The following is a 12,624-nucleotide window of genomic DNA, read 5'->3' on the forward strand; positions in this document are numbered from 1 at the left end:
TTTTTTATTTAAATGTTATCGTCGACAACTTTATAGCGCTTATAAAAGATCTCTAATATTTTCGGCATCTTCGTTAGTGTAACCTAACATTAGCGATGCTTTCGTTAACATCATCTTTTTACGGGTAGTGTTCGAGTTTGTCATTACCCAAAATGGACTATCAGGTATTTGCAATGGTTTGGTACTGCTACCACTGGCGGAAAGCTCATCTTTGCTTTTGGCAAAATATAGACGGTCTCGCCCACGGATCTCAGAGACAACAGCAAAACTTTCACTGTGCACGCGATATAAAGCGGCAAGAATAAGTAAAAATCGACCAACTGCACCACGTTGCATGGCTAACTCTTCTTTATTGATATAATTGAGTACATTATCAATACTAGGTGGTTCTACCATTACTTCTTCAACTATCACGGCTTCCATTTCGATATTTTCTTCAACGCCAGGCACTAAGTTGTCAGTGGTGACTTCAACATCTTGAACACTTTCGACAAGATCATCAAGCGCATCTTCAGCTAACGTTAAACTCAGTAAGCGACGCAAGATTGACGAAGCACTTTCGCCAATAAATTGGGTATTCGACACTATGTGTTGATAAAGTTCTTCATCTATTTCAATGTTTTTCATTAATTACCCTAGAATTTTATTATTCGCGCAGGATTATACTTAGCTTAAGGAAAACTTTCCAGCGCCAATATCTCGATAAAGCCTCAAAATAATTGCATGGTGCAATAAAAGCTAAGACAATAACGTTAAAGCAAGTATATACATTCGATGAGCTATCAATGACTAAAAATTTACATTATCAACAACAAGGCTCCGGCGCCGATATTATTTTAATACATGGCTTGTTCGGTAGTTTAGAAAATCTCAATATGGTGGCAAAAGGTTTAAAAGATAATTACCGAGTAACTAATATCGATGTGAGAAATCACGGTTTATCTTTTCACAAAAATTCAATGAGCTATCAAGAATTAGCCCAAGACGTTGTCGATCTAATGGCAATGATTAATATTGAACGTGCCCATATCCTTGGACACTCGATGGGCGGTAAAATAGCCATGCAGCTTGCTCTAGACCATAGTGAAAAAGTGGATAAACTTATTGTTGCTGATATTGCACCTGTTGCCTATCCACCTCACCACAACCTAATTATTGAAGGTTTACAAAGTATTAAGCTTGAAGACATTAATAATAGAAAAGATGCAGACAAGCAATTGTCTGCATTCGTTGATGACATAGGCGTTAGGCAGTTTTTATTGCGTAATTTAGTGGCCAAAGATGGAAAATTCAATTTCAAATGCAATTTAGATAATATTCAGCAATGTTATCGACAAATAATGGCGGCAAATGAAGGTAAACAAGATTTTAAAGGTGAAACCCTTTTTATCAAAGGTGGTAACTCTGATTATATAACCGCAGCGCATCGTGATATTATCCATGCATTATATCCAAATAGTCGAGCCAAAATAATACAAGGCACGGGGCATTGGTTACATGCAGAGAAAACGACAGTATTTAACAAAATTGTTAATGACTATTTAAGCCTTTAATATCGACTTATAAACGCTTTAAAACCGATGAATCGAATGACCTTTTTAGGTTTGCTACAATTAATTGATTGATTGAAAAAATAGCGTCAAATTGCCTTGTTATTTGTGGTAAAAATTATGTGTTTAAGCGTTAAATTATGCTATAGTGCGCCTGAAATTTTTAGGGTGAATTATGTTAGCTGAAAACTTAGAACTTATTGAAACTATTGGTTTGAATTTATTTTTTGCTTTTATCTTTATTTTCATTGGCTTATCAGTCCATGATGTAATGACAAAAAATGATGTTCCCAAAATGGGCCGTATGGTCGTTTATTTGGTTCTATTTTTAGGTTGTGCTGGCTTTATTGCCAAAGGCATTATTCAACTGGTTTGGGAAAGCCAAGGGGTTGGGTAAGAGTTAACAATGGCAAAAGAAGCAAGTGATTTAACCACTATTGATTTGTTTAGTGATGAAAAGCGTCCCGGGCGCCCAAAAACAAATCCTCATTCGCGTAGCGTGCAAGTAAAAATAAACAAGCGCAATCAAGTTAAACGCGATAAAAACAATGGCTTAAAACGAGTTGAGTTTAAAATACATCAAGACTTGTTTGAGCAACTCGACGACTTAGCTAAAGTTAAAGGTGTTAGTCGCGGAGAACTTATTGAGTCGATATTGAAAAATTCAATGACGGCACCAGCATTAAACATTAGTAAATAAGGGTTTTATACCATGGCAATTGTAGGTTTATTTTTCGGTAGTGATACAGGCAATACTGAAGCTGTCAGCAAAACTATTCAAAAAAAGTTAAGCAAAAAATTAGTTGAAGTAAAAGACATCGCAAAAAGTACAAAAGAAGAAATAGCTGAATTTGATTTAATCATTTTAGGTATCCCAACTTGGTATTATGGCGAAAATCAATGTGATTGGGACGACTTCTTACCCGAGCTTGAAGAAGTCGACTTTACCGATAAGTTAGTCGCTATTTTTGGTTTAGGTGATCAAGAGGATTATTCTGAATACTTCTGTGACGCAATGGAACCTTTAAAAGATATTGCCGAGTCAAGAGGCGCAATTATTGTTGGTAACTGGTCAACTGAAGGTTATGAATTTGAAGCATCAAAAGCCTTAGTTGATGAAAAGACGTTTATTGGTTTATGTATTGATGAAGACCGTCAGCCAGAATTAACCGAAGCGAGAATTGACAAGTGGGTTACTCAAATATTTGAAGAAATGTGTTTAGCAGAACTTGCAGACTAATTTATTTCTTATAACTCACTAATCATAAGCCTGTATCGACAGGCTTTTTTTTGTCTTACTTTTACCTAATTAGGTCAATAAAGTAGGTTTATTCTTCTGACGTATATATAAACGCCTATTTAGTTTAGCCACTAGCTCACCATCAATATTTTTGACATAAACATTCACCGTGGGTTGATATTTTTCACCATGACGGGTTTTTTCAATAATCTCATTAATAAAATCATCACTGACGTAAAAATCAGCTGTTACTTCGCCTTTCCCTGGTCTGATAAAATCAATATCAGCTGATTTATCCCAGACATAATATTGATTATCTAAACGCGCTAAAATCATTAACACATAAAAAGGGTCGGTCATTGAGAATAGTGAGCCTCCAAAATGTGTGCCTAAAGCATTTTTATTCCATGCTCTCATTTTTAAACGCACCTTGGCTTGTCTAAAATCACTAGATAGCTCTGTAACTTTGATACCCGTAAATAAAAATGGTGGCCAAATATTTAGCAGTAATTTTAATAACCACGCTTTTCTTAACATCTAAATCTCCTTTGATCCTATAATTACTCGCTAATACAACTCATCGTACCAGTAAAGCTATTGGTGTTTATACAAATTTCGAAAATCAAAGCCAATGAATTTACTATTCATTTCAACTAAGGCTTCCCTCAAGCAGAAGAACCCCCTATAATTTTGTTTAAATTACCGAATTAGAGAATTAAAGTTAATGGTAGACCAAAATGAAGAGCTAAAAAGAGCTGGATTAAAAATCACCCTGCCGCGAATCAAAATTCTCACTATTTTGCAAAATCCGAATAATCAGCATATTAGTGCGGAAGATGTTTACAAAATATTATTAGTGCAAAATGAAGAGATTGGCTTGGCTACCGTTTACCGGGTACTTAATCAATTTGACGATGCGGGCATTGTTAGTCGTCATCATTTTGAAGGCGGTAAATCAGTTTTCGAATTAAGTCATAAAAAACATCACGACCATCTTGTTTGCTTAAAATGTGGCAAAGTAGTTGAGTTTGAAGATAACGTCATTGAACAACGCCAAGAAGATATTGCTAAATCACATAAAATAAAGCTAACAAACCATAGTTTATATTTATATGGTGAGTGTGAAGATGAAGAAGCTTGTGATTCATACCGAACATCTAATAGCTAAGTTGTAGTATGAATTTCGCTTTATAAAACCTGCTTTGAGCAGTTTTTTTCTTTACTGAACAACAATATAATTTCGACAATTATCAAGATAAATTGGGTGTGTAAATAATCTTTTTCTAGACAAAGAAAAAGCGACATAAAAGTCGCTTTTTTTCGTTACTAGATATAATACTGCAAATCCATTTACTAATTTTTAAATTTCCTAAATCATACGGAAATTATTTTTGGGTAATATCACTTTACTCAAACTTTATTACTATCCTTAATTAACATCCATTTCAGTACTAACTGTTCATTTAATTCGTTTAAATGACTCCGTATAAGCAGAGGTATTATCTCTGTGTTAAGTATCCCTTCTCAGCTAGTTTTATCCATAAATTTTTATTCATTATAAGCGTAGTAAATTAAGTTAACTTCAGCACTTGTTGTTGCATCCATTCATGTAAATCCATTTACCTTCCATTCCGTTGGAAATGTTAGTGTCCTTGCGGGTAAATCCTTTATCAACTGAATATTAACTTATACCACTTTCCATTTCGTACTTCCTTTACGTGTTCAACAAATAGTATTTATCCCTTAAACTTATTTGTAGTGTTATCCGTAACTTGTGTCGTCCTGACAAGACAAATATTAGCATTCATGTGCTTTGTCGCTAGCAAGGTAAACGAAATAAAATTAACGTTACTTTCTCTATTTAACGAATAATGAAAATTTATTAATATTAAACATATAGTTACGAAGTGTTTTTTTTTACACTTACAAATTATTGTATGATCACTGACGTCATTGTGCGAAATGGCTTACACCAGAGGTGTGACTTTGTCGGGAGGTATCAAGATGGTAAGTGGTGGAATATGAAAATATCACTGAAAGTTAAAAGAAAATTGGTTACTCTTGCCAAAGTTTTCAGATCAAACAATATTTTTAGGAGTTTATGTGCTTTTGTTGAAGTCACTATTTTGTTTAACCGGTTCAGATAATCGTCGTCGATTCATCGCTATTCATATAAGTTGTTACTTGTTGTTTACCCTTACTAGCGCCATTTTTTCTTTTAACAACTTATTATCTTTTATGGCCTTGTCTATTTTTGCAGGTATTTTTACTCTTTCAACAAAGCGTCGTCTAAATGATGCCAACCTCAAGATAAGCTGGTTGCTGCCACCTACAGCCAGCTTTTTACTTGCTGGGTTAATTATCATCATCAGTGATAACACCATAAGCTACTGGTTACTTTTACTCCCTTTAGCTATTTCTACCTTCTTAATGACCTACAAAAGCCAAAAAATTAATCATATTCTTGGTTACGCTGGTCATATCGATTTAACGGGCTATATAAAAAAAGGAAGTTTTCAACCTCAAAAACGTATAGAACCGACATTTAATCAGCACGAAGTAAAAGATTCATTGGCATGCTCCTATCAAGAGACCCCTGATAGATTGGCTCAACATGACAACAAAGCTAAAGACTCGCCTATTTCACCTGCTAATGATATCGGTGAAGCGATCAGGCTGAAGCTACTTAACAATAAACAGAAGGTATTAGCGTTAACAGTACTGATATTAATCATCATAACGGCAATAATTCTGCCATCGAGTATTACCTCAGTTGATGATGACGTTATAGCAGCAAACACTAATGAAACAACAGCAATAGAGCAATCAAAATTATCCCTGAGACACGAAGTTACACTACCTGATAACTTTTCTTTATTCGTATCATCTTTTGATGGTATTACTATAAAATGGCAGGGTGACAAATCTATTAGTGGTTTTTTATGGCAACAAATGATTGCACAAGGTGATAAAAGCTGTCAGGTTATCTCTTATGATAGTGGTGAAGTGATTAGAACATTGGACGTTAATCAAGAAAATAATGGTGACTATTTAGCGCGGTTTTCACCACTAGATACTAAAGTGATAATCAAGAATATTGCCATTAGAAGCAGCTTTACCTTGTGTGGTTATACCTTTTCTCTAAACGGTAGCCAAGCCATTTTAGGTAAGCACCCATATTATTCAACATTTCTTAAGAATTAAATCCCTATATTTCAAGCAAAAAAATACGGCTCTAAGAGCCGTATTTCCTGAACTAGCTTATATGCATCCTGCATATTATATGTGTCTCGCTTCATCCATAAAGAACTGTCCGTAGTGTTTCCTAATAATCCTTTGCTTTCCATACATCTTCCGTGATTGCAACTCGTCCTAAGTCACATCAATAGTGATATTTCATCCTTGGGCTTATTCCGTCAGCCGTTATTCCTTTAACCTAAATCCATTTAGTTCATTCGATGACTCCTGTCATCTGGCTTGTTCCGTCAGCCGTTATTCCTTTAACCTAAATCCGTTTAATTCCTTCGATGACTCCTGTCATCGGGCCTATTCCTTCAAGCGTCCTTTTTAGAGTACCCTACTCTATCGGTCTTCCTGACCTGCATCTTCCTGATGTGGTAAATATTACGTTAATTAAGATTTATTCGTACCCATAATAATATTTTATATTTAACGATATAAAAATGTAACAAGCATACAGATAAACAAAAACCAATATAATCAACAACTAAAGCATATAACACGTCTTTATTTTTACATCTACTTACTCAATATCTTACATTAACGTAAGATATGTCTTACAAATATTTAATCAAAAATGCAATTGTCTGCAATAAGTTACGTGGTTCGTCACAAATAATGAGAAATGCGTCACACGATTAGGAAATTTAACATTCAAGTTATACCTGATAAAAATTTTGTAACTCGTCAACGATCCAGCAAGGTCAGCAAAGATACGAAAGCGGACGTTAACATCAATGGATTCCCGAGCTGTTATTAGTGTTCATTAGACGTTAGCTACCTTCATCTTGATAGTCAACAAAAGCCACCACAGCGGTCATTCATCATCAAACAGTCAATGCTAACTGAGGGCATCAGCAAAATAAAAAAAAAGATACTTTTTCTAATGGTTAAGTTATCTATCAATGGGGCTAAGAGTCACTGAAGAATGCTGAAAAATTACATGAATATAGATTTGATTAGTCTTCAAATCTATATTCATGTAATTGGCCAAGTAATCCTTGTACCGTTCTAATATCAGCTCCATTTAACAGTAACTGAGTCGCAAAATTGTGTCTGAAAGTATGTGCTGTGACATGCTTTCTAATATCAGTTTTCACAACGGCAGATCTCAGAGCTTTGGTTAATGAGGTCCAATGTAAGTGATGACGACAAAAATAGCCGTCCATTGGATGCTTACACCTCACGGTTGAGGGAAATAAATATTGCCATTTAAACTGAGTAATTGCTTTTGAGTATTTGCGTGATAATCCTGAAGGCAAACTCGTTTTACCTTCTCCTTCAGCTAAATCTTTACTATGCAAGTCTTCGACTTTATCTATTTGGGCCTTAAGTGGCTCTATGAGTATTTTAGGCAATAAGGTCATTCTGTTTTTAGCCCCTTTCCACCTAAAAACGTAAATTGAATTACCGTCAAAATCGATATCTTTGATATGCAATCTCAATAGTTCTGCTTTTCTTAATCCACCCATATAACAAGCTGAAAATAAGGTGGTACAGAGGCTTTAATTCTTTGATAATAGCAGTAGCCTCTTGGTTTGATAATACCATTGGCATCCTAGTAGGCGCTCTAGCCCTAACCTTATCAGATAAGAGGGTTAGTTCTCTTTTAAATACATGCTTGTACATGAAAACAATTGAGCATAACGCTAAGTTTTGGGTTGAAGACGTTACTTGCCCATCAACAGCTAAGTAATTGAGATAATTACTTACTTTTTGCTCTCCCATATCTTTGGCGTGTCGCTTTTGGTTAAAAAGAATGAAGCGTTTAATCTAAAGAAAATACGCTTTTTCAGTTTGGATACTGTAATGTTTTGTACGAAGGATATGACGGATACTTTCAATAAAATGCGATGTAGACATTATTACCAACCTATAACTGTGCTTATACACAGTTATAGGTTTCAATTAAATAAAGATCAAATATTTTATCAAATGGATATTACTGAGAAGTCTCAGTAAATGACCAAAACCCTGATATACCGGTAAAATTTCAAGTTATCTTACTGAATAGAAACGCTTTTTTTTTTGTGTGTTGGTAGGATATTACTGAGACTTCTCAGTAATATCCGAACACAATAAGTTTTAGTTAAATTAATCTTTCTAATTTATTGAAATTGTGAAACATTAAGTGATAATTAATAAAAATTATGGAACGGACATTACTGAGAAGTATCCATAATAAGCTGTTATGTTTCTTTCAAAAGGGTGAGTATCTTAGTATGCAAGCAGAAAAATCATATCTGACCGTTATTTCAAAAAGGTTGAAGTCCCCTGAGAAATATAAAGCACCAGCGAAGTTGATATATTTAGGTATTTGGTTGGCGGTAGTTATTATAATAATTACCATGTTGCAATTATTTCAAAGAGAGATGATTCCACCTATTTTATTAATATTTATTTCTCTTTTACTTGGCGCTTTTTTAGGTATCTTTATTACAATAAAATCTAGCAGGAAATGCTGGCCTATTTTAGCTAAGCATCTAGACGCGGATTCAATAAATAAACGGTTAGGTGAACTCGAAACATAACAAGTCATTCAAAAGGACTAAAAACAGCGGGCTGTTCGCTTCGCTCCATTTTAGCCCACTATTTTTAGCCTCTTAATGAGGCGTTAGGCACTTATACCGATAATCAGAAGGAGGCTCCATGCAAACATCTTGTTCATGTCCATGCAGAGAGAGTGAGGTAATAGTCAAAAATCATCCCGTAATTCGATTTATCTGCCATTGCAAGATTTGCCAAGGGGTGTATCGTCAGCCGTTCGCTGATATTGTTGCAGTAAGATCTAATCAGGTGATCAAACCTATTAATCCTACAATTCGATTCGCTAAACATAGTTTTCCTCCTGCAGTAAACCGAGGAGTTTGTCCTTCATGCAACAGCCCCGTGGTAGCATTTTTGCCTTTAGCTCCAGCCTTTGGCTTGTCCTTTATCCCCGCAGCTAATTTTTTCAAAGAATATGAATTGCCTAAAGCTGTTCTGCATTTGTTTTATGATCGGCGGGTTGATGATGCAGATGACGATTTACCAAAGTTTAATGGCTATTGGCAAAGTCAGTGGGCAGTATCAAGTCGCTTTGTCTCCACTATTTTACGTCGTGGCTAAATACGTGCCTAACAAGCAAATCAACAGGACTAAATACAGCTGGCTTTTTTTGCTACGCTCAAGTTTAGCCAACTATATTTAGCCCGTTATTTGGGCGTTATATGCCATGGAGGCACCGTGCCAACACCGAATATTTACTCAAGGATTCAAGTTTCTATAAGATCATATAGTCTTATATTTACTGTATTGTTCGTTATACTGCTATTCGCTGGTATTTTGGGATTATATTTTGTACCAGAAGGTGAAATATCCCCTAAAGATTCTTGGATAATTTACTTACCTTTGCTTCTTTGTTCGTTAGCTGTTTTTCTTCTTTGGTGCATCACGTTATCTCGCTTTCAAATGGAATCAATTATCCGTAAGATCCCACTTTTAGCGGCGCTACATAAATTAATGGTATCCGACTCTAAGCCCTGGGCAGAGGCAATTTACCTTAATATAACTCTAATAATTTTATTTGTTTTTTTAGCTGGTGGTTTTTCAATCTTCGATTAATTGTGTAAATGGCATATAACAAGTCAATAAAGCAGGAAAATTTACAGCTGGCTGTTTTCACTGCGTTCAACATTTTAGCCAGCTATAAATTTCCTCTTATTGAGGCGTTAGTTGGCTTTAGTTGGCTTTAGTTTACTTTGCAGCTTGAAATAAGCTTGGAGCTTTTAAAGAATGAATTTTGTTATAGGTTTAGTTCTTTTTATTATATTCTTTGTGCTAGTTAATTACGTACAAAGTATTATTGGAATTTATCCAAAATTAGCTAAAAAATATAAAACGGGCTTAAATGTTTCGGATCGTTCATTATTTAAATTAAGAGATATTAACCTAACAAATGATATAGAGTTCTCTATTGGGAAAAACGATGAATATCGTTCTTGGCTAACTATTAAATCATTTGATCAAGGTTTGTTTATAGGCCAAGAAAGAATGCTAATTTTATTATTTCCTAAAAAGTTTTTAATTCCATGGGAGCAAATTAGCTTTATAAAAGAAAAAGTCACTTTACTTAAAAAGCAGTATATTTATAAAGTCGACTGTAATGAAAAACCTATTTACATTATTACTAAATTTGATGTGTTCAACAGCGCAACTAACAAGGCATTAAAGCAGGACTAAAAACAGCGGGCTGTTCGCTTAGCTCCATTTTAGCCCACTATTTATTGCCTCTTAACGAGGCGTTAGCTATACAGGGATGTTTTGTCGCATATGAATGATAATGAAGTTAGACCAATATTTAGAGTTTTAACATTGGGGCTTTCTGTTTCTGCTTGGTATGCGGTCATAACTATTGTTCAATCTGAACTTGAGTCATTTAACTCAGATGTTATTCCATTCGATTGGAGTATTCCTTTAATCATTCTTCCTGTTGTTATTTTAATTTTAATTGTTGCTATCGCTTTTACATATACAACTCTATTTGGGTATATGCCTAAAAAGTTATTTACGATTTTATTTGGCAAAAGGTTTAAAAAGCAGTAAGTTGCAATGTATAGATAACAAGGCATTCAAACGGACAAAAAACAGTTGGCTGTTTTCACTTCGTTCAACATTGTAGCCAACAATTTTTTGCCGCTTAATGTGGCGTTATGTGTTTAGAAGAGTTAGTCGATGTATCGAAATATATTAAAAATAATCATCATATTATGCTTTCTTTCAGGTTGCGCTGAAAGAGTAATTGATATTAGTGATAAAGAAGGAAAAATTGTAGGTGGTTGTAATGCTGGTTTTGATTGGCATTTCTATGGCCTACAAGATTCTATTGATTATGTGTTGTATGAATGCGCGAAAGATTCAATTGCTAAAGGCTACACAATATCTGATGAAAGGTTGCTCACTATTGACTTTACACTAGCATATCCTCCAAAAGGTCAGTCGTGGAATAAAAAGTTAGCGATGAGCCAATTTCATAGTGGTAAAATAACGGAAAGAAAATTAGGTTATATTCTTGCAGCAACAGAATTTGAATATATCAGAGTTATATGGGCTGCCGAAGATGACTTAGCTAATGGAAAAATAACTGAGGCTGAATTCAATAAAATAGACAAAACTGCAAAGCTAAAATGGCTTGGTGAATAAAACACATAACAAGCTGTTAAACAAGGATAAAAAATAGTTGGTTTTTGCTCTGCCATCGCTAATTTTAACCAACTATTTTTTGCCTGTTAACAGGGTGTTATATTTTTATCACACCACTTAGGTGTAAATTAATCATTAAGGAAAATGAAATGAAAAAACTTGTTACTTCAATTGCTTTTTTAACTCTAGTGGGTTGTGCCTCAACTAATTATTCGGACTTCGAAATGGGAGAGGCTTTTATATCAAACCTTGAAGTTAATGAAATTCATAATTTAAAAAAAGGGCAACATAAACTCAAATTATCTTTTAACTACCAAATATCTAAATATGCCAATGGGAATGATTTATATAGCTGCTCCGTGCAGTTCTTAGCTTTGGATGGAACTACAACATCCATTCAAAAAGGTAAGCGATCACCTTGTATGTTAAATAAAGCTAAAGGCGAAATATCAATTACATGGCCCACTGTACTAGATAAAACATTTTCACCTTCTAAAGAGCAGTTATCTAATATTAAGTACCCAATGGAGTATTTTATAGCAATCCATCAGCAAACAGGTAAGAATATTAACCAAATAATAGGTAAAACACCTATTCAAATTAGCGAAGTAAAAATATAACAAGCCATTCAAGCAGGACAAATAACAGCTGGCTATTTACTCCTTCGTCGCTTATTTTAGCCAACTATCATTTGCCTGTTAATGGGGCATTATACAACTAAGGAGAGTTACGATGGGCTGGATTGTTTTAGCCATTGCCGGTTTATTTGAGATCGTATGGGCAGTTGGTCTTAAACAAACAGAAGGTTTTACTAAATTATGGCCTTCTGTAATAACGATTGCAGCCATGTGGATCAGTTTTGGTTGTCTTTCTTATGCATTAAAAACAATTCCAATGGGAAATGCTTACGCAGTTTGGACTGGTATTGGTGCTGTAGGTGTGGCAATCGTTGGTATCGTTTGGTTTAACGAAGTAGCCGACATCAAACGAATCGCATGCATAGGTTTAATTATCCTTGGCATAGCAGGTTTAAAACTATTGGATTCAGGTTCAACCGTTGTATAACGAGGCATTCAAACGGACAAAAAACAGTTGGCTGTTTTCACTTCGTTTAACATTGTAGCCAACAATTTTTTGCCGCTTAATGTGGCGTTATATTTTAAATCATCATATGGAGTAATTATGAAAAAAAGTAGTTTAATTTTAAGTGTACTTTTAGTGGGGATCACTGCTTGCTCAACGGTTACTATAAAACCGGAAGGGCAAAATAAACTTGTCAATAAACCCACATACCTGGATTCAAAACCATTTTATTTATGGGGGCTATCTGGAGAACATCGTGTTGATGTTCTGAAAGTTTGTAACAAAAATGAACCATTGCAAATGCAATCACAACAAACATTTTCTGATGGT

The 12,624-nt window shown here is 34.7% G+C and carries 18 protein-coding genes; 14 read left to right on the forward strand and 4 right to left on the reverse strand.

Translation table 11 applies throughout. The features are described from left to right. Positions 1-39: 39 nt before the first annotated feature. Positions 40-627, reverse strand: a complete 588-nt coding sequence (gene seqA, locus H4J66_RS05820) for a replication initiation negative regulator SeqA (protein WP_182171748.1) — start codon at positions 625-627, stop codon at positions 40-42. A 158-nt stretch (positions 628-785) separates the two neighbouring features. On the opposite strand from seqA, the gene H4J66_RS05825 reads away from it, so the two are divergent. From H4J66_RS05825 to fldA, 4 genes are all read left to right on the forward strand, one after another. Next, the gene (locus H4J66_RS05825; RefSeq protein ID WP_182171751.1) at positions 786-1,553 is read left to right on the forward strand and encodes an alpha/beta fold hydrolase; all 768 of its coding nucleotides are present in this window, start codon (positions 786-788) and stop codon (positions 1,551-1,553) included. A gap of 172 nt (positions 1,554-1,725) precedes the next feature. Then, complete coding sequence (locus tag H4J66_RS05830) at positions 1,726-1,947, forward strand: DUF2788 domain-containing protein (protein ID WP_070376277.1); 222 nt, start codon at positions 1,726-1,728, stop codon at positions 1,945-1,947. A 9-nt stretch (positions 1,948-1,956) separates the two neighbouring features. Next, positions 1,957-2,250: a LexA regulated protein gene (gene ybfE, locus H4J66_RS05835; RefSeq protein WP_070376276.1), complete on the forward strand. Its 294-nt coding sequence runs from the start codon at positions 1,957-1,959 to the stop codon at positions 2,248-2,250. A gap of 12 nt (positions 2,251-2,262) precedes the next feature. Continuing rightward, a complete protein-coding gene (gene fldA / locus H4J66_RS05840) occupies positions 2,263-2,790 on the forward strand; it encodes a flavodoxin FldA (protein WP_182171754.1) in 528 nt (175 codons plus the stop codon). 69 nt (positions 2,791-2,859) lie between these two features. On the opposite strand, the gene H4J66_RS05845 is transcribed toward fldA, so the two are convergent. After that, on the reverse strand, positions 2,860-3,327 hold the full coding sequence (locus tag H4J66_RS05845; protein WP_182171757.1) for a DUF4442 domain-containing protein: 468 nt from the start codon (positions 3,325-3,327) through the stop codon (positions 2,860-2,862). Positions 3,328-3,514: 187 nt separating this feature from the next. On the opposite strand from H4J66_RS05845, the gene fur reads away from it, so the two are divergent. Both fur and H4J66_RS05855 read left to right on the forward strand, forming a co-directional pair. Beyond that, positions 3,515-3,958 carry a ferric iron uptake transcriptional regulator gene (gene fur / locus H4J66_RS05850; RefSeq protein ID WP_182171760.1) on the forward strand — a complete coding sequence of 148 codons (444 nt, stop codon included), beginning with the start codon at positions 3,515-3,517 and terminating at the stop codon, positions 3,956-3,958. Between the two features lie 941 nt (positions 3,959-4,899). Next, positions 4,900-5,994, forward strand: a complete 1,095-nt coding sequence (locus tag H4J66_RS05855; RefSeq protein ID WP_182171763.1) for a hypothetical protein — start codon at positions 4,900-4,902, stop codon at positions 5,992-5,994. A 995-nt stretch (positions 5,995-6,989) separates the two neighbouring features. On the opposite strand, the gene H4J66_RS20735 is transcribed toward H4J66_RS05855, so the two are convergent. Together H4J66_RS20735 and H4J66_RS20740 are read right to left on the reverse strand one after the other, a co-directional pair. Further along, positions 6,990-7,475, reverse strand: coding sequence for a tyrosine-type recombinase/integrase (locus H4J66_RS20735; protein WP_259368599.1), 486 nt, complete (start codon positions 7,473-7,475; stop codon positions 6,990-6,992). Continuing rightward, the gene (locus H4J66_RS20740; RefSeq protein WP_259369063.1) at positions 7,444-7,758 is read right to left on the reverse strand and encodes a phage integrase N-terminal SAM-like domain-containing protein; all 315 of its coding nucleotides are present in this window, start codon (positions 7,756-7,758) and stop codon (positions 7,444-7,446) included. The genes H4J66_RS20735 and H4J66_RS20740 overlap by 32 nt, the downstream gene beginning before the upstream one ends. 494 nt (positions 7,759-8,252) lie before the next feature. Between H4J66_RS20740 and H4J66_RS05865 the strand changes: the two genes are divergently transcribed. From H4J66_RS05865 to H4J66_RS05900, 8 genes are all read left to right on the forward strand, one after another. Next, a complete protein-coding gene (locus tag H4J66_RS05865; RefSeq protein ID WP_182171766.1) occupies positions 8,253-8,561 on the forward strand; it encodes a hypothetical protein in 309 nt (102 codons plus the stop codon). A gap of 370 nt (positions 8,562-8,931) precedes the next feature. After that, a complete protein-coding gene (locus tag H4J66_RS05870; RefSeq protein WP_182171769.1) occupies positions 8,932-9,138 on the forward strand; it encodes a hypothetical protein in 207 nt (68 codons plus the stop codon). 666 nt (positions 9,139-9,804) lie between these two features. Beyond that, on the forward strand, positions 9,805-10,251 hold the full coding sequence (locus H4J66_RS05875) for a hypothetical protein (RefSeq protein WP_182171772.1): 447 nt from the start codon (positions 9,805-9,807) through the stop codon (positions 10,249-10,251). Between the two features lie 90 nt (positions 10,252-10,341). Further along, positions 10,342-10,614, forward strand: a complete 273-nt coding sequence (locus H4J66_RS05880; RefSeq protein ID WP_182171775.1) for a hypothetical protein — start codon at positions 10,342-10,344, stop codon at positions 10,612-10,614. Positions 10,615-10,743: 129 nt separating this feature from the next. Further along, positions 10,744-11,211: a hypothetical protein gene (locus H4J66_RS05885; protein ID WP_182171778.1), complete on the forward strand. Its 468-nt coding sequence runs from the start codon at positions 10,744-10,746 to the stop codon at positions 11,209-11,211. A gap of 149 nt (positions 11,212-11,360) precedes the next feature. Further along, entirely contained in the window at positions 11,361-11,831 is a 471-nt protein-coding gene (locus tag H4J66_RS05890) for a hypothetical protein (RefSeq protein ID WP_182171781.1), read from the forward strand. Between the two features lie 112 nt (positions 11,832-11,943). Further along, a complete protein-coding gene (gene sugE, locus H4J66_RS05895; protein ID WP_182171784.1) occupies positions 11,944-12,276 on the forward strand; it encodes a quaternary ammonium compound efflux SMR transporter SugE in 333 nt (110 codons plus the stop codon). Between the two features lie 117 nt (positions 12,277-12,393). After that, the coding region (locus H4J66_RS05900) for a Bor/Iss family lipoprotein (protein ID WP_182171787.1) at positions 12,394-12,624 on the forward strand (231 nt) is incomplete at its 3' end.

Origin of the sequence: Colwellia sp. MB3u-55 (assembly GCF_014076785.1) — a bacterium.
Lineage (GTDB): Bacteria > Pseudomonadota > Gammaproteobacteria > Enterobacterales > Alteromonadaceae > Colwellia_A.